At 56.1% G+C, this 16,043-nt stretch carries 18 protein-coding genes; 10 read left to right on the forward strand and 8 right to left on the reverse strand.

Annotation, left to right across the window (positions count from 1 at the left end; translation table 11 throughout):
- The 7 genes from rfbC to KBY58_RS04250 all read left to right on the forward strand — a co-directional run.
- The coding region (gene rfbC, locus KBY58_RS04220) for a dTDP-4-dehydrorhamnose 3,5-epimerase (RefSeq protein WP_255003095.1) at positions 1–598 on the forward strand (598 nt) is incomplete at its 5' end.
- Positions 595–1,536 (forward strand): dTDP-4-dehydrorhamnose reductase, encoded by a 942-nt coding sequence (gene rfbD / locus KBY58_RS04225; protein WP_255003096.1) that lies wholly within the window; start codon positions 595–597, stop codon positions 1,534–1,536. The genes rfbC and rfbD, both read left to right, overlap by 4 nt.
- 201 nt (positions 1,537–1,737) lie before the next feature.
- Positions 1,738–2,823 carry a dTDP-glucose 4,6-dehydratase gene (gene rfbB / locus KBY58_RS04230; RefSeq protein WP_255003097.1) on the forward strand — a complete coding sequence of 362 codons (1,086 nt, stop codon included), beginning with the start codon at positions 1,738–1,740 and terminating at the stop codon, positions 2,821–2,823.
- A gap of 26 nt (positions 2,824–2,849) precedes the next feature.
- Positions 2,850–4,190, forward strand: a complete 1,341-nt coding sequence (locus tag KBY58_RS04235; RefSeq protein WP_255003098.1) for a sugar transferase — start codon at positions 2,850–2,852, stop codon at positions 4,188–4,190.
- A 34-nt stretch (positions 4,191–4,224) separates the two neighbouring features.
- Positions 4,225–4,719: a hypothetical protein gene (locus KBY58_RS04240; RefSeq protein ID WP_255003099.1), complete on the forward strand. Its 495-nt coding sequence runs from the start codon at positions 4,225–4,227 to the stop codon at positions 4,717–4,719.
- Between the two features lie 191 nt (positions 4,720–4,910).
- Positions 4,911–5,654 (forward strand): GNAT family N-acetyltransferase, encoded by a 744-nt coding sequence (locus KBY58_RS04245; protein WP_255003100.1) that lies wholly within the window; start codon positions 4,911–4,913, stop codon positions 5,652–5,654.
- A gap of 72 nt (positions 5,655–5,726) precedes the next feature.
- Positions 5,727–6,950, forward strand: coding sequence for an aminotransferase class V-fold PLP-dependent enzyme (locus tag KBY58_RS04250; RefSeq protein ID WP_255003101.1), 1,224 nt, complete (start codon positions 5,727–5,729; stop codon positions 6,948–6,950).
- Here KBY58_RS04250 and KBY58_RS04255 read toward each other — a convergent pair.
- The 3 genes from KBY58_RS04255 to KBY58_RS04265 all read right to left on the reverse strand — a co-directional run bounded on the left by KBY58_RS04255 (position 6,937) and on the right by KBY58_RS04265 (position 8,558).
- Positions 6,937–7,203 (reverse strand): SemiSWEET family sugar transporter, encoded by a 267-nt coding sequence (locus KBY58_RS04255; protein ID WP_255003102.1) that lies wholly within the window; start codon positions 7,201–7,203, stop codon positions 6,937–6,939. The two genes, KBY58_RS04250 and KBY58_RS04255, sit on opposite strands and share 14 nt — an antisense overlap.
- Positions 7,204–7,307: 104 nt before the next feature.
- Positions 7,308–7,685, reverse strand: coding sequence for a hypothetical protein (locus KBY58_RS04260; protein ID WP_255003103.1), 378 nt, complete (start codon positions 7,683–7,685; stop codon positions 7,308–7,310).
- A gap of 741 nt (positions 7,686–8,426) precedes the next feature.
- Complete coding sequence (locus KBY58_RS04265) at positions 8,427–8,558, reverse strand: hypothetical protein (RefSeq protein ID WP_255003104.1); 132 nt, start codon at positions 8,556–8,558, stop codon at positions 8,427–8,429.
- Positions 8,559–8,738: 180 nt separating this feature from the next.
- Between KBY58_RS04265 and KBY58_RS04270 the strand changes: the two genes are divergently transcribed.
- Complete coding sequence (locus KBY58_RS04270; RefSeq protein ID WP_255003105.1) at positions 8,739–10,880, forward strand: glycosyltransferase; 2,142 nt, start codon at positions 8,739–8,741, stop codon at positions 10,878–10,880.
- Between the two features lie 454 nt (positions 10,881–11,334).
- Here KBY58_RS04270 and KBY58_RS04275 read toward each other — a convergent pair whose 3' ends face one another.
- Together KBY58_RS04275 and KBY58_RS04280 are read right to left on the reverse strand one after the other, a co-directional pair.
- A complete protein-coding gene (locus tag KBY58_RS04275) occupies positions 11,335–11,472 on the reverse strand; it encodes an IS3 family transposase (protein ID WP_255003107.1) in 138 nt (45 codons plus the stop codon).
- Between the two features lie 128 nt (positions 11,473–11,600).
- Positions 11,601–11,783: a hypothetical protein gene (locus KBY58_RS04280; protein ID WP_255003109.1), complete on the reverse strand. Its 183-nt coding sequence runs from the start codon at positions 11,781–11,783 to the stop codon at positions 11,601–11,603.
- A 105-nt stretch (positions 11,784–11,888) separates the two neighbouring features.
- Here KBY58_RS04280 and KBY58_RS04285 point away from each other — a divergent pair, with 105 nt between their 5' ends.
- Positions 11,889–12,074 (forward strand): hypothetical protein, encoded by a 186-nt coding sequence (locus KBY58_RS04285; RefSeq protein WP_255003110.1) that lies wholly within the window; start codon positions 11,889–11,891, stop codon positions 12,072–12,074.
- Positions 12,058–12,711, forward strand: a complete 654-nt coding sequence (locus KBY58_RS04290; RefSeq protein WP_255003111.1) for a sulfotransferase family 2 domain-containing protein — start codon at positions 12,058–12,060, stop codon at positions 12,709–12,711. Before KBY58_RS04285 ends, KBY58_RS04290 begins: the two co-directional genes overlap by 17 nt.
- Here the strand turns inward: KBY58_RS04290 and KBY58_RS04295 are convergent.
- From KBY58_RS04295 to KBY58_RS04305, 3 genes are read right to left on the reverse strand one after another with little or no spacing between them, the layout of a single operon-like run.
- Entirely contained in the window at positions 12,684–13,736 is a 1,053-nt protein-coding gene (locus KBY58_RS04295) for a tetratricopeptide repeat protein (RefSeq protein WP_255003113.1), read from the reverse strand. The two genes, KBY58_RS04290 and KBY58_RS04295, sit on opposite strands and share 28 nt — an antisense overlap.
- On the reverse strand, positions 13,733–14,977 hold the full coding sequence (locus tag KBY58_RS04300; RefSeq protein WP_255003114.1) for a glycosyltransferase: 1,245 nt from the start codon (positions 14,975–14,977) through the stop codon (positions 13,733–13,735). Before KBY58_RS04300 ends, KBY58_RS04295 begins: the two co-directional genes overlap by 4 nt.
- A gap of 7 nt (positions 14,978–14,984) precedes the next feature.
- The gene (locus KBY58_RS04305) at positions 14,985–15,872 is read right to left on the reverse strand and encodes a hypothetical protein (RefSeq protein WP_255003115.1); all 888 of its coding nucleotides are present in this window, start codon (positions 15,870–15,872) and stop codon (positions 14,985–14,987) included.
- Between the last annotated feature and the right edge of the window lie 171 nt (positions 15,873–16,043).

Raw genomic sequence — 16,043 nt, forward strand, 5'->3', positions numbered from 1 at the left:
TGAACGGCTTTCCAGCGCCACGGGCTTCTTCATGCAGGGGCCGTTGTTGATTACGCCGAAGGTTTTTGGCGACGGGCGGGGCTTCTTCTTTGAGAGTTGGAACCAGCAGGTTTTTGCTGAGGCCCTGGTGGCCGATTGCCAGCCGGCGCCTGAGTTTGTGCAAGACAACCACTCCCGCTCCAGCCGCGGGGTGCTGCGGGGCCTGCATTTCCAGCTGCCGCCCCATCCCCAGGGCAAGTTGGTGCGCTGTGTGATCGGTGAAATCTTTGATGTGGCGGTGGATATTCGCCGCGATTCGGCCAGTTTTGGCCAGTGGGTAGGGGCCCGCCTCAGTGCCGCCAACCACCAGCAGCTGTGGGTGCCGGCCGGCTTTGCCCACGGCTTTCTGACCCTGAGTGAGCAGGCCGAAGTGCTCTACAAGACCACCGACTTCTGGAGCAAGGACTGCGAGCGGGCGATCCGCTGGGACGATCCCCAACTGGCGATCGACTGGCCCCTTGGGGCTGAGGGCTGGTTGATTGAGCCGCAGCTCTCGGCTAAGGATGCGGAAGCGCCCCTGTTGGCGGAATTGGTTTCTTCTGGTGGGGTGTTTTCTTGAAGGTGCTGCTCACTGGAGCTGCTGGTCAGCTGGGGAGGGCCTTAATCGCCTCCAGGCCCCTAGGGGTGGATTTGGTTGCGACGAGCCGCAATGGGGGCAGTGGCTTGGTGGCGTTGGATTTGGCGGACTCCGCCGCCTGCCGTGAGGCGGTGCTTGAGCACAGGCCCGATTGGGTGCTGAATGCTGGCGCCTACACAGCGGTAGACAGGGCCGAAAGCGAGCCCGAGCTGGCGATGGCCGTTAATGCCGGCGCCCCCGCAGCCTTTGCCGCTGCCCTGGCTGAGCTTGCCTTTGCCGCTGCCAAAACATGCCGGCTGCTGCAGGTGAGCACCGATTTTGTGTTTAACGGCGCGCAGGGCAGCCCCTACAAGCCAGAGCAAGCCGTGGATCCCCTGGGGGTGTACGGCGCCAGCAAGGCGGCGGGGGAAACGGCGGCTTTGCAGCTGCCGGGCTCCCGGGTGCTGCGCATGGGCTGGGTGTACGGGCCAGTGGGTAAGAACTTTTGCCTCACGATGCTGCGGCTGCATGGCCTCAAGGCCGCGGCGGGAGAAGCCCTTGGCGTTATTGCCGACCAGGTGGGCTGCCCCACCAGCACCTTGACTTTGGCGGCGTCCTGTTGGCGGGCGCTTGGGGTGGGCCTGGAGCCGGCTGAGGCAGCTGCCTTGCCGCAGGTCCTGCATTGGAGCGATGCCGGGGCCGCCAGTTGGTACGACTTCGCGCTCGCCATTGGTGAACTAGGCGTGGAGGCAGGTCTGCTGGACGATGCGGCCCAGGTGCAACCGCTCACCACCGCCGAATACCCCACCCCGGCCCAGCGGCCCAGCTACTGCCTGCTCGATTGCACCACCAGCCGTGCGGCCCTGGGGCTGGAGGCTTTGCATTGGCGCCAGGCTTTGCAGGAGGTTTTGACCCAGGTTGCGGATCAAGTTGTGGCCTAGGTGCTTACCAGCCAGTGGCTTCGGCGAAATTGGGGTTCTTCCGTACGCAGGACGACAAAGCCGTCTATTTCGCCTCTCTCCGGGAAGTTGGTCAATTGACCAACTTCATTAACGCCCCTCCAAATCCCATGGCTGTCTGGGATGGCTGCATGGGCTGGCTACCTGGCAAGCCCATAGGCTGGGACCACTAATTAGATCGCTGTGGTCACAGCTCTCCTTCCCCCTGGTATCCGGCGGGTTTTGGTTACGGGTGGTGCCGGTTTTATCGGTGGGGCGGTGGTGCGCCGCCTTCTGACTGGTAGCGATGCGCTGGTTTTCAACCTCGATAAGCTTGGCTATGCAAGCGATCTCAGCAGCATTGAGCTCAGCCTCGTCGAACTTGGGGAAAGGGGCCTCATAGCCAATGGCGCTTGCCGCCACCAACTCCTCAAGGTGGACCTCGCCGATGCCGAGGCCACTGCCGCAGCAGTGAAGCAGGCTGATCCAGATCTGGTGATGCACTTGGCGGCCGAAAGCCATGTGGATCGTTCGATCGCAGGGCCCGGGGCCTTTATCGAGAGCAACATCAACGGCACTTTCAACTTGCTCCAGGCGGTGCGGGCCCATTGGGAGCAGCTGCCAGAGGAGCGCCAGTCGCACTTTCGCTTCCACCACATAAGTACCGATGAGGTGTTTGGCTCCCTGGGGCCCGAGGGTCGCTTTTCGGAAACCACCCCCTACGACCCCCGCAGCCCCTATTCGGCCAGCAAGGCGGCCAGCGACCATCTGGTGAGTGCCTGGCACCACACCTACGGCCTGCCCGTGGTGCTCACCAACTGCTCCAACAATTACGGCCCCTGGCAGTTTCCGGAGAAGCTGATCCCGGTGGTGATCCTCAAGGCAGCCGCCGGAGAGGCGATTCCGCTCTATGGCGACGGCCAAAACGTGCGTGATTGGCTCTACGTGGAGGACCACGTGGAGGCCCTGCTGCTGGCGGCCACCCGGGGCCGGCTGGGGGACAGCTACTGCGTGGGAGGCGCCAATGAACGCAACAACACCCAGGTGTTGCAGGCGATCTGTGCACTGATGGACCAGCAGCGGCCCGAGGGGGCGCCCCACTCAAGGCTGGTAACGCCCGTGAAAGACAGGGCCGGCCACGATCGCCGCTACGCCATTGATGCCAGCAAAATCACAGCGGAGCTGGGCTGGAGGCCGCGCCACAGCTTCGAGCAGGGGCTGGAAGCCACCTTGCGTTGGTACCTGGAGCATTACGGCAACGCGGCTTCCAAAAGCAGCGGCGGAGCTTAAGATTTGACCAGTTGCGAGAGCCGTTTTTGCCCTGGCGTAGCCCGAGAAAATTGTTGTTTCTATGTGCAGGTCTGGACCTTGTGGCGATGGGCTTTGCAGCTTTATTGCTCAACCTGCTCCATGGACCGAATCTGTTGCAGCCTTCCTGGCTAGTTTTTGTCGTGGGGATCACCTATGTGCTGTTTTCTTGGCTGCTTGGGGGATATACGCTTTTGCGCTGGCCCTGGCTGCGCTTAAGGCTTGTAATCCAAAGGCTTTTAATTACAGGCTTTGCCACATTATCTAGCTTGATTTTGCTGGGATGGATGCTTGACTTTGATCGATATTCCTTTATTTTATTAGATCGTATCGTTTTGCTTGAGTTGCTTGGATTGCAAACCGTTTTTGCGCTTTTTATTAGGCTTATTTTGAGAATAATCAGTCGTAGCCTTTCCAAGCCAGTCTGGCAGCTGATGGCTGCCCCCCATCACCAGATTGATGTGCTGCGGGAGTGGCAACGTAATCCATTCGTACGCCCTCCAAAACTCCTGAATCCTAGAAAACTAACCAATTCCTCCTCGCTAGATTCGCCGGTTTTACGCCGCCCTTTTTCCCTAGCGGTGGCCCACGACATTGATTTGAGCGATCATCAGCGCAACCAAATTGGTACATTGCGCTCCCAGGGAGTTGTAGTTACAACAATTGAGGATCTTGCCCAGCGGCAGCTTGAGCGAATTCCTCCCAGATTGCTTCCAGAGGAATGGCTAGATCTCTCTGATCTTCCCTGGACCAATGAATTGAGCTTTCAGCGCAAGCTGAAGCGAACTGCGGATGTGGCCCTTGCTATGCCGATGCTGTTGATTAGCATGCCAATCTTTTTGATACTTAGCTTTGCTATTTGGCTCGAAGATAGGGGGCCAATTCTGTATGTGCAGAAGCGTACTGGCTGGATGGGCCAGAGCTTTGATCTTTTTAAGCTGCGCACCATGCGGGTAGCAGGGGCTAATGCGGCTACTCCCTGGACCACAAAGGGAGATCTCAGGGTTACCAATGTGGGTGCCTGGATGCGACGCACGCGCCTGGATGAATTGCCCCAGCTCATCAATGTGCTGCGGGGCGAAATGAGTTTGATAGGTCCAAGGCCCGAGCAGCCTCGGCTGGACGATCAGCTGGCCGAGCAGATTCCCCACTACCGCAAGCGCTACTGGATGTTGCCAGGGTTGAGTGGTTGGGCCCAGGTGTGCGGTCCGGCCTATCCATCCACCATTGACGAGTCTGAGCTAAAGCTGAGCTATGACCTCTACTATCTACGTAATTGGAATTTAAGCCTAGATCTTCTAATCTTGGCTAAAACATTTAAGACGCTATTAAAATTTAGAGGGGTTTAGCATTTGCAATGCTTTCAAATAGATTGTACTTTTTGTGAGTAAGTTTTCGGGTGCCGCGCTTTTTGTTTTATTTCTTGTTGCCTTTGGCTTGCTGAAGCAACCTGTCTTAAGTAAGCCCGCTTACGCTACTCCTCCCAAGGGTGGAGGCGCCACTTGCAGTGCCGATCCAACCCTTTCCAAAGCCTTGCTCAGGGAGGGAAAGCGTTTGGGGATTGCATTGCTAGCAGGTTCACCGGAACTACCTGGCAAAGATGCCAGCTATAGGGCTGAGCATGGCAGATTGGGTACAATTACCATTAAGCAAAGACCCATGAGTGCCGAGGTTCGTTGCTTATTAATTAGCCATGAATTCATCCATGTGCTTCAGCACCTATATGGAAATCTAAAGGGGGTGCCCCCGTTAGGGTGGGGTGTTTCCAGTGAGCAATTAGAGCGCTCAGGAGTTTTGCAGGAAGCTGAGGCATATGGATATCAGAATCAGGCTGGATATGTGCTGGAGCTATTGAAGGCCACGCCAAAAACTAGGTAATTTCCGTGATTTATTTAGGCAATAATGGTAAATCTTGGATTGGCCTGTGGAAAGGGTGTAGCCTGTGAATATGTGCTGTAAATAGTTCAATCTTAATGGAATTTGTAAAGCACCTTGATGCTCGACGCCTTGTAGTTGCGTCGGTGTGTGCACAGGCCTCATTAGTTGGAGCCTGGCAGGAGTACTGCCAAATGTACTGGTGGCAAACAGGAATGCTGGCCATTGCGGCAAACATAGTTGTTGATTGTGGTCAGGATGCTCCGGCCCAGCAAATGCTTGCTTTGGCGGAGAGAATGGCCCAGGCCCGTGCCCCGGCAGGATGGCTGGTATGGCCAGATCAAAACCCTGAGCGACAGCAGCCACTGTTGCTTCGCTGCGGTTTTCGGCCTTGTGAACAATTGTGGCTAGCGTCGTTAGCTGTCAGGTCCTTATCATCAAGGGATAAGTTGGCTGCAAATTTTAATAATGAACTGCACTGTGGGCCAGTTGCAGCCGCTCAAATTGATGAATTAATTTTATTTTATCAATGCTGCCATCTTATACCAATTTCGTTTGCTCGGGTTGTGGCCAACGCTTTCTGTGCTGAATCTAATTTGGTTTGTGGGTCAACTTCGCATTTGCTGGATGGCCTGCGCTTGAAAACCTTTGGGCTATGGAATGCCGATAGGCTAGTGGCCACTATCACTGCGATTATGCTCAATTCTTCTAATTCGCAGCTTTCAGAAGTTTTTGGTGGGCTGCTCTGGCTTGGCACCCATCCTGCCTGGCGATGCCGTGGGCTAGCCAGGCAGCTAACGAGCCATGCATGTGGATGGCTGGCCCATCAAGGAGTGGAGCATGTCCATGTGCAGGCATCAGCTGCCGCAATACCGCTTTATCGATCGCTTGGATTTGTAGAGCGGGGCTGGCTCGAGCTTTGGGCAAGTGGCCCTTGAGCAAATCCTCTCCAAAATAGAACCCAGACTCGGGCCAGCAGCTTTGCTGGCCTTGCAGATATCGCTACGACCATGAATCACAGGGCCCTCGGCCTCCACTGGGATCTGCCGCAAGATCGGATCTTTTTCAACCATGGCAGCTTCGGATTGGCGCCGCGGGAACTGCTGCACTGGCGCTTCCAGCTGCTGCGAGAAATCGAGTGCGACCCGGTGGATTTTTTGGTGGAACAATTGCCGGTGCGGCTCGCAGCCGCTAGATATTGCTTGGCTGATCTGGTGGGTGCTAGTGCTGAGCAGCTCGCCTTTGTGCCATCTACCACCTATGGCCTTAATGAGCTCCTGCAGCGTCTTGATTTACTGGAGGAGTATCTGCCTAGCGGCAGTGAGATTCTGCTGCCAGACCATGGCTACAACGCCACTACAAACCTCGTGCGCTTTGCCGCTGAGCGCCATGGCTGGCAATTGCGATTTGTGCCTATCCCCTGGCCACTAAGTGATCCATCCCAGGTGGTGGAGGCCTTTGAAAGGCTCTGGACTAGGGCCACCAGATTGCTGGTGATAGATCACATCACCAGCCCTTCGGCCCTGGTGATGCCCCTGCAGGAGCTGATCGAGTTGGCCCGTTCCAGGCAGGCGTTGGTGATTGTGGATGGGGCCCATGCTCCTGGCTTGCTGCCGCTCCAGCTGGATCAGCTTGGGGCTGATGCCTACGTTGGCAATCTCCATAAATGGCTTTGCTGCCCTCGGGGGTCCGCATTTCTCTGGGTGTGCAGACGCTGGCAAGAGCGGTTGCGGCCCCTGGTGATTAGCCACGGAGCCAATGCCCCAGCGAACTCAGACGTAAGCCGCTTTCGGCTTGAGCATGATTGGATTGGCACCGCTGATCCCACACCTTGGCTTGCACTGCCGGAGGCATTGAGGTTGCTTGGCTGGATCCAAAATAAACCGCTGCGGCCAGCAATGGCCCTAAACCAGCGATTGGCCGAGAGAGCCGGAAAATTGATTAGTCAGGCCCTGCTCAAGGCTGGTGTGGCCCATGGGCAGGGGACAACGCTTGCTGCGCCGCTGGCAATGGTTTCAATCCAGTTGCCACAGGTAGGTTGTTTCGATGGAGGCACCTTGCAAAAAAATCTATTTTCTCAGGGATTTCAATTGCCTGTGATTCCAGTGCGTCCTTACATGACTGGCGTGCCCCAGTTTTTGCGGATCAGTTGCTTTGATTACAACACAAACCAAGATTTGGATCTGCTGGCTGCTGCCCTGCCGAAAGCTCTGCGGGGGCTCAGCGCCGGCTAAGTAATTTCAGCACAAGAATGCTGGCCTGCACTACCAAGCAAATGCTGTTTGTGACGATTACTGGAACCGACTGAATTACATAGCCAAACCAAGCCCAGAGGCCGCTGGCACTAACCAGTAGAAGATAGGTGCGCAGGGAAATGGCATTGGCATCCCCCTGTCGCCAGATCTTCCAGGCTTGGGGTAGAAATGCCATCACCGTGAGCACCGAGGCAACGCTGCCGATTTTGTTGGCGAGGTCAGCTGCTATCAAAAAGGGAAAGCCATTTTTTTGATCCTGGGCATCAATGGCGATTGAACCGAGTGGCTTGGGCAGGTCTTGATCATTGGGAACCCAAATTGGTCTGGGGATCGAAGTCAGTTTGATTGTTTGGCATGGTTGAGCTGTGGCTCTGATCGCTCCATCGCAAGCTCAGCGGCCGATGGCAGCTGTTTAGGTCTTTTGAAAATCATCAAGGGCAGGCCTCCGATCTCTTGGGTCTGAACCAACTCCCAGTGGTCTTCACCAAGTCGATTGAGAAAGTCGCTGATCTGTTGGCGCCCATTAACGCCACCGTAATGCTCAGGAAACTGGTTGCGCAGGGCCTCCGGGCTAAGGGCGCCTCCAAGCCGTCTGCTGGCATCGCTGGGATCAGCTGCAGGTTGGGAAACCATCTGCACCACCTTGTATTCCCAAGGCTCAACCTGGGGAGTGTGGCGGCCGTTCCGGCGCAGTCTTGCTCGCAAACGGTTCAACAAGGGGCGGGTCCCTGGGGCGACATCCTTTGCCCAGGCTGCCACGCCCAGATGGATTTGGTCTGAAATCGGCCATCATCAAAAACAGCTCGTGTTGTCGTCAGAACCTGCTGACCCATAGATCTGGTGTTTAAATTTGCCATTGGTCACCATATGTGGCGTAATTGCCGAAGTTTGTGGCAGACTGCTCCTGCTGGATGTCGCCATATCCTGCGTCCAGGGACACCACGGGTGTTCCTGGATTTTTTCCCGTTTCTGATTAGTGAGTTGGGGCGGACAAGAAAAGATTTTGTTCAGGAATTGCTGTCTGGCCAGGTGGCAAGGCGCATTGTTCAGGCCAGTGGCCGAGGATACCGCAAGGAGTTAGTTTGCCACAGCGGTTGCCTGGGACCTCGAAACCTGAACCAGTACTTAGGAGAGCTTCATTACCGACCAGGATCTACCAAGACACGCCCATCAAACGCAAGCGCATCATCCCCGTAGACCCAGGAGTTGGCAGGGCTGAATCAAAGTCTCAGCTAGCGCCGGTCTGAGGGAAACCCTGCTCCAAGACCTGCCGAAAGACGGGCGCTGGGTATGGAGCGCGTCCGCCTGGATCAACACGCCCTCAAGATCAAGCTCACCGAGCAGCTGCCGCAGCACTGCCCGTTCATAGTTTTTGCCAGTGGCGTAGCAAGCCTGGTTGTAGCCCTCAGGCTTCTGTGCAGCAGTACGCCAACCCCAAGGCTGCCGAGTACAGCGTCACCCGAGCAATGAATGCCGACCCGCCACCGGCGTAGGTTCGATGGAGCCCCGTCGCATGCGCGCGTCCGGGATCGCCTTGAGGTAGCTGATCAGATCGAGATCGGTCGGGGCAGAGGTGATCTCGAGCATAGGGAGGAGGCGATTCCGCCAACCCCAACCCATGCTGAAAGCTTAGGCAAGAGAATCTGGGACAGACTATTAATCAGCCCTGGAATGGATGCCAAGTGAATTGTTACTTAAGTTATCTTGGCTGCCTTGATGGCATTTGCATCGCGCCGGCTAGCATCGGCAATGAGACGATGAGAATCCATGCGTAGTGCCTGCGATGTCAGCATCATTCTTAATATTCATCGGGAAGCCACCTATCTACGGCCAACCTTGCGCAGCTTGGATGCATGTGCAGCAAAAGCGACAAATCTTGGCATCACAGTCGAACTTGTTGCGGTGTTTGATCAGGCCGATGATGCGACGAAACAGGTGTTTGCTTGCACCGAACTTCGTGCCTTTTGCCAGCAACACATCCTTGAGGTTTTCTTTAGCTCTTTGGGGCCTAGCCGCAATGCTGGCATTGCAATGGCTTTGGGTGAATACATATGGATTGTGGATGCGGACGATCTTTATTCGAGCAATAGTATTTGCAGCTATATGTCAACGATTGGCGAGCACAGGGGTCGGCATGTTGTGCTTTTCCCAGACTATCTAGCTGCCTTTGGAGATCGTTTTTTTGTTGTGCGCTATTTCCCCTCGACTGAGCTGGCACCTGCTGATTTCGCCTGCCAGCATTCTTATGTATCAAATATATTTATGTTGAGGGAGCATTTGAAAAGACTTCACTATTGTGATCTGCCTTTGACGCCCGGATTTGCCTACGAAGATTGGCACTTGAATTGCCAATTGCTCGCACTGGGTTTTTGTTTTTTGATCGCCCCTGAAACCATTCTTTTTTATAGACAAAGACCAAGCAGTTTACTGGCATGTGCGGATTCTATTTCCTCCAGGTTGATTCCCCATACCAATCTATTTGATCCGGAGCATTTTTCGATGCTCATGGGGAAATTTCGTGATAGCATTACCGACTGGTCTGGATTTCTGGATAAACGCCAGCAGCATAACCGAGCAAATAATACGGCTGATTTATTTGCATGTGGAAATCGCAGAGGTCTCCTTGAGGAGGTTTGTCGGCTTGAACCGGAGATTGATTTACGAAGGCTTCAGGCGGCAGAGTCACTGCCTGTTTTGCCTGCTGATGCAGCCCATTGGGGGTTTGAATTAGAAACCCTATTTGCACTAATTGGAGCTTCTGTTTTTACTGATGTGGTTCTCTTGCCTTGGCTTAAGCCCGGAGGTAGTGAAAAACATATTCTTCAGGTCGTTGACGCGATCAGAAGCCAGCAACCGGAGGCTTCAATTTTGGTGGTTACGGGTGAATGGACTTCATCCCACGAGTGGTTGAACCGTCTTTCAGAGTGCGATGCCTTTGTAGATCTTTGTGGGGCTTTCCCGCAACTTACTGATGATGATCGCAATGCCTTGCTGATGCGCGCGTTGTTAGCTCTCACATGTCCACCAGCAAGGCTTCATTTTAAAGCAAGTATTTTTGGCCATCGTTTTATTGATCGTTACGGACCGGCGCTTTCGAATTGTTTCAAGTTGATTTACTATCGCTTCTGCGATGACCATTATCTCTGGGGCGACCAACTTTATCCAGATCCTGGTACGATCCGCTTTCTGAGGCGCCATAATGAATCAATTCATTTGATAGTGGCTGATTGTGAGTCGATCATTTATTTCGATCGGAAAATTTTTGCTCCTAAGGTACAGCAGCATCAGCTTCTTTACAACCTGTGTGAGCAGCAGTCCACACCAAAGCTGTATCACAAGATGCCTTGTAAACGGCTGTTGTGGGCGTCACGCATATGCGCCCAAAAGAATCCCTGGATTTTGCCTGCGATCATCGAAAACTGCAGAGTTCAGGGCCTAGAAATAAAGATTGATGTATATGGAAATTATGATGAAGATTTTGATCAAAACAACGCTATTTTTAAAGACCCTGCTTTGGCCTACCGAGGTAGTTTTTCAGGATTTTCAAGTATCGATACAACTGGCTATGATGCATTACTCTATACCACACACTTTGATGGCATGCCTAATGTGATTTTGGAGGCTATGGCGAGGGGTCTGCTTGTTGTGGCCCCTGTGATTGGAGGAGTGGAGGAGGCCATCGTTCATCACGAGAACGGTCTGTTGGTTAGAGTGGGTTGTGATGTTTCGGCTTGGGCGGCAGCTTACGCACAGGCTTTAAAGATGTTGTACCGGGATTGGGAGGATGTCCCAAGGATGGCAGCCAATGCTAGGGTCTATGTTGAGTCGCGCCATGGTTATGAAGCATTTTATAAATCTGTGAGCAATATTTTCTTCAGCAATTTTGAGAATGGCAAAAACCATGAATGAGACAGCGAGCTGCGCTGTAAGGCGCTCGCAGCAGCAGCACATTACGCGCCTAGGTTTCGAGCTCCATCGTCTAGAGGGGTTAGTTGGCGATTGTGATGGGCGTATCGTGAATTTGCATGAACAGCTCGAGCAAGTACAACGCCACAACCATCAATTACAGCTCGAGTTACAGCATGTTTATCGCAGTCGCACCTGGCGGATTGCCAGGCCGGCAAGATTATTGCTGCACCATTCGCGCCTGTGGCGCGAGCGCCTAAGCAACTTGCTTAAAGGCACCTCGAAAATCGCCAACTGACGTTTTAACATACAATTATAATACTTAAGCCCCCTTGGGGCGTTTTTTATGCTCCCTTAAGCCTACCCAACCCTATTGTTAGAGGTGCCCTTAAATTAAAGGCTGATGCAGCCATGTCAAAGACACGACGTGGGATTACCCCGATTTAGTGGGCAGGTGTCAGGTCTCCACGGGTGTGGGTGTATGGGTGTTGATGAACTGCTGTTCGTAGTCGATCGGGCTGAGGTAGCCAATCGTTGAGTAGCGACGCTCACGGTTGTAGTAACCGTCGATCCAGAAGGCCAGCTGCCGCTGCAACTGATGGGGTGAAAGTGTGCTTTTTAGCGGCGTGATCCAGGCCTAAATTATGTCACTGCTGCGCAGAAGCCTGTGGCTAGAGGGTTGAGAAGAAGTTCTCCGCCGCTGCTTTATCCCAGCAGCAGCCCCTAGCCGACATGCTGCAGCTGATCGGGTGCGATCTGGCGGTGGCCTAGGGCCCGGTTGAGGGCCACCGCACCTACGTGGGCGGCCTTTGGGAGGAGATCGGCGCGTTGCAGTTTGACTTCCTGATCCACCGAGGTCTTCGGCCCGATCAGGTTTTGCTGGATACTGCCTGTGGCTCCCTGCATTTGGGGGTGAAGGTGATTCCATATTTGCAGCCTTGCCACTACCTGGGCATTGAAAAGTAGGTTCAGCTTTTGCAACGGCTGCTGCCGTGTCTGAAGCCCAGCTCGGTGCTGTACCTAAAGCAACCCCATGACCACGCGTATTTCCATTACACCCGCCGCGAGATCGTTGGCTTTGGTGAGCGCCATGGCTATACGGTGGAATACATCGGTGAGTGGAGCCATCCCCGTGGTCAAGTGATGCTCGCGTACCGGCCGAAGCCCAGCCTTAAGCCCCATGCCTTGCACCCCTGATCGCCAGTTACTGTTTTTGCATATTCCCAAGGTTGGTGGCACCAGCATCGAGCGGGCCTTGGGGATGTTTGGCGATTGGCAGGTGGAGGATCAGGGAAGCTTGTTTGGGTTGGTGCAGTCGCCTGAGCTGCTGGCCCATGGATGGGGTTCGGCCTTTCTGCAACACCTCAGCTGGCGTGAAATCCAGCAGCACTGGGATTTCAGCGACGCCCTCCGCTTTGCGGTGGTACGCAGCCCTTGGGCCCGCTTCGCATCGGTCTACACCAATACAGATACCCACCTGTGCCAAACCGCTAGGCAAATGGGAATTGAGCTGGAGGGTTTGAGCTTCAGTGCTTTTGTGGCTGCCACCGAGGGCTTGAGCCATGCCCACCTCCGGCCCCAGCTCGACTTCATTTGCGATGCATCGGGGGAGTTGGTGGTGGAGGAGTTGCTGCGAACAGAAAGCCTGTCCCAGGATTACGCCAGCTTTGCCGCTGCCCACGGTTTGCCGACAGGCCTGCCTTGGGAAAACCGATCAAGCCAGCAGTACCGCATGGCGGAGCTCTACGACAGGAAGAATTGGCAGCGGATCGGCGAGCGTTATCGGGCCGACGTGATTCGGCTGGGTTACGGCGATACGCCGGAACCTTGGTAAATCTTCAGGCTGGGATACCAATGGGGAGCCAGCCCCTGCCAGCGCCAATCGGCCATGGCTGCCAGGTGCAAGTTCACCGTCACGTTGGCGCCAGCTGCCAGGTGGGCCACCGCCGTATCCACGCTGTGCACCTGCCGGCAGTAAGAACTAGTGAGCAGGGTTTGAATCCAGCATCGCTGGGGCGGTTCCAGCCCTAGGCGCTGATGGGCTGCCGCCTCATCGGTTTGTAAGCTCAGGTGCGGCCACTGCTGCTCCTCGGATGTGAGCCTTTGCAGCAACAGCTCTGCCGGCAGGCTTTTGTAGTGGTGCATGCTCTGGTCTTGGGGGTTGCTGGCCCAGCACAATCCCAGCGGTTGGGGGTTCCCACTGGAATGGTTCGTGGGCAATCTCCAGGTGGGGCACCGCCAGTGCCGGCCCCAGACGGTGGTCGGATCAATTAGGCCCACTAGGTTCATCAGCGGGATGTGGGGGCTTGTCTCCAGGTTGATTCGGTTGCGGTCAACTACGGCCTCCAGGGGCCAGGCCAGGTATTGGCGAAAAAGCTCGATCTGGCTGGGATGCACCGCCAGGATCACCCGCTCTCCGCGGGCCGTGAGAGCTTGGGTGTAGCGCACAAATTGAAAGACATCGCCCATGCCTACGTCGTTCCAAACCAGAAGGGGCTTGCCATTGAGGGGTTGGCCGCTCCATTGCTGATCCAGGAAGCCTTCACCCTCAAAGCGGCAGCCATGCAAACGCCAGCCAGGTTGCCATTGGCCGCGCCAGAGGTGCAGAAAGCCGAGGTTTTTGTGGGCTGAGCGGCGGGTGCGCAGGTCGCTGGAGCGGGCCGCCAGCCGGTAGCAACGTTCTGCCAGTGCCACCTTGCCCTGCTGCATGCAGGCCAGACCCAGGTTCACCAGGATGCCCCGCTCTTCGGCCCAGTGGAGGTAGGCCCGCCGCAGCTTGCGCTCCGCCAGCAGGGGGTTGGCGGCGGCGAAGGCCTCTAGGCCGTCGCTGTTGTCGGCGGCAGCGGCATTGGGGTTCACGCCACCGGTTGGGCCATTAGTTGTTCGATTAGCTCCACTTGGCGGAGTAGGCAGCTGGGCAGGTCGTAGCCCCGTTCGAGGATCGTGGCCCGAGCCCTTTCGCCCAGGAGCTGGCGCCTTTGGGGGTTCTTCAGCAGTTCGTCCACCCGAGCTGCCAGCCCATCGTGGTCAAAGAAATCCACCAACACCCCTTGATCCCCAGGGCTAATAACTTCCCGCACAGGCGGGGTGTCGCTGGCCACCACGCTGCAGCCAGTGGCTAGGGATTCCATCAGGCCCCAGCTGAGGATGAAGGGGATTGTCCAATAGACATGTACCCAGCTGTGCTGCAGCACTTGCCGGTATTCGGCGTATTGCAGCGGTGGCAGCCAGTGCAACCTGCTGGGGTCGTATTCGAAGCTGTCCATGGCCCATTGGCGCCAGCTGCGGCCGTCACCGCGCTTGGCTCCGTAGGCCACCTCATCGGATCCCACCAGTAGCACCTGCACCTGGGGATTGCGCTGTAGCAGACGGCTCAACCCTTCGGCCACCTGGGGCCAGCCGCGGTAGGGTTCAAAGCCTCGGGTGGTGTAGGTCACCAGGGGCACGTCGGCGGGGATGTGCAATTCACCGATGCTTAGGCCTTCGGCTCGCTGTTCGGGGGCAAGGGGCTTAAAGGCTTCGATGTCAATGCCATCGAATACCACCTGAAGTCGCTGCTGCAGACTTTCTGGAAACTGGCGGGCTTGCCAATGGGTGGGGCAGAAGGCTAGGTCGGAGAGGGCCAGATCCATCACGATCGGGGCGTTGTATGTGTGCACTCGGCAGGCCGTGTCTGGCGATACTGGACCGTTTTCTCCGAAGCCCACGTCGGAACCATTGCTGCGGTAGTACCACTCGAAATAGCCCGCAAAACGGGCTTTAGGCCACACCTCCTTGAGGTAAAGGGTGCTGCCGAAGCCTGAATGGCCAATGATGAGGTCTGGCTCAAACCCCTGCTGACGCAGTTTTATCGCCTCTCTCAGGCAGGCCTGTGCCACCAGCACGGCACTTTCAAAGCGCTTGAGGTAAGGGTGGCAGAGCTTGCCCTCGGGGTCTCGGCCCAGTTGGTAGCGCTGCAGCTGGGTTGCACCGTCTTGGGGGGCGGTCCATTCCTTCCCTTGGCTAAGGAAAACTACCTTGTGCTGGTCATCCTGGGCGTAATGGCTGCAGAGGTGGCGAAATTGGGCCGGGTAATTGGAGTGAACAAAAAGAATCCGCACGCTGTGCTCAGGCGCCCAGGGCCATACTGGTGTAACGGCGGAACCCCTCCACAAACCAGGCTGGCAGGTTTTGTTCTGGATTGGCTAGGCTCACGCTACCGGGCACGTTGAACAGCAGGGCCGCGGCGAAGCGCTGGATGCCGCCCTCCTGGTGGAGGCTGTTGGGGGTCGTGCTGAGCCAGGTTTGGATGGCGTCACGTTGGGCCACCTCGTGGGCATCGAGCGGTTCTTTTTGGACTCCGCTTTGGGCCATGGCCCAGAAGCGGTCGCCGAAATCGGCGCTGAATTGCCGGCCCAGCTGCTCGCGGGAGGCGCCAAGCAGGAGGTCAAGCGTTTGTAGGCGCACTTGGCGAAGCTCCTGCAAGATCTCCTGATCTTCCGGGTCGATGTAATACAGGTTGGAGAGGCCCAGCATCCGATTGAGAAAGATGCGGTCGTCGAAGGCGGGTTGACCCGTGGGTGGGGCTGAATCCTGTCCCGGGCTGCCGGGGGCCGTAGCTGGTTCGTAACGGCGCCGATAGAGCTCAAGCAACCAGCCTGGCAGCTTGGCCGGGGCATCTTCCACCTTTAGTTTGAGTGGCGGATAAAGGGGCATCAGCGCCAGTAACAGGCCATGGCCCTCCGGGCCTTGGAAGCCACTCACCCGCAGCTTTTGGCTCAGCTGATCGCGCTGCTGGGCTATGGCACCGTCTGGATCGGGTAGATCCTGGTTGCATCCGCGTTCAAGCAACAGGCCGTAAATGCGACCAAAGGGACTTGCCAGCAAGGGCTCGAGAAAATCGCCCGGGCTGTGCTCCAGAAAATGGCTAGCAGCTAGGGCTAGCCCCCGGATTTGGGTTGGATTTGGCTGGGCCTGGCCGCAAATGGCTTCTACTTCTCTCAGTAGCCAGACCATCACTCAATTTTGCTGCTGTTGTTCCAGTCAACCATGGCGCCGGTTCAAGAACTGGTATTGACTCCCTCACCAACTTCTTGACCCTTTCCACGCGGTTGTGTAGGTTCAGCTCGTTTCACTGTCCTATTTGACGGGACAGGGCATTTCAAACCGAATTAAGCCCAGTCCCTA

The organism is Cyanobium sp. HWJ4-Hawea (assembly GCF_024345815.1).
GTDB lineage: Bacteria > Cyanobacteriota > Cyanobacteriia > PCC-6307 > Cyanobiaceae > Cyanobium_A.

Coding starts and splice junctions, on each gene's coding strand:
- KBY58_RS04245 (WP_255003100.1), top strand. CDS start 4,911: ATGTACTGGTGGCAAACAGGAATGCTGGCCATTGCGGCAAACATAGTT.
- KBY58_RS04250 (WP_255003101.1), top strand. CDS start 5,727: ATGAATCACAGGGCCCTCGGCCTCCACTGGGATCTGCCGCAAGATCGG.
- KBY58_RS04265 (WP_255003104.1), bottom strand. CDS start 8,558: ATGCTCGAGATCACCTCTGCCCCGACCGATCTCGATCTGATCAGCTAC.
- KBY58_RS04270 (WP_255003105.1), top strand. CDS start 8,739: ATGCGTAGTGCCTGCGATGTCAGCATCATTCTTAATATTCATCGGGAA.
- KBY58_RS04280 (WP_255003109.1), bottom strand. CDS start 11,783: ATGCAGGGAGCCACAGGCAGTATCCAGCAAAACCTGATCGGGCCGAAG.
- KBY58_RS04290 (WP_255003111.1), top strand. CDS start 12,058: ATGCCTTGCACCCCTGATCGCCAGTTACTGTTTTTGCATATTCCCAAG.
- KBY58_RS04305 (WP_255003115.1), bottom strand. CDS start 15,872: ATGGTCTGGCTACTGAGAGAAGTAGAAGCCATTTGCGGCCAGGCCCAG.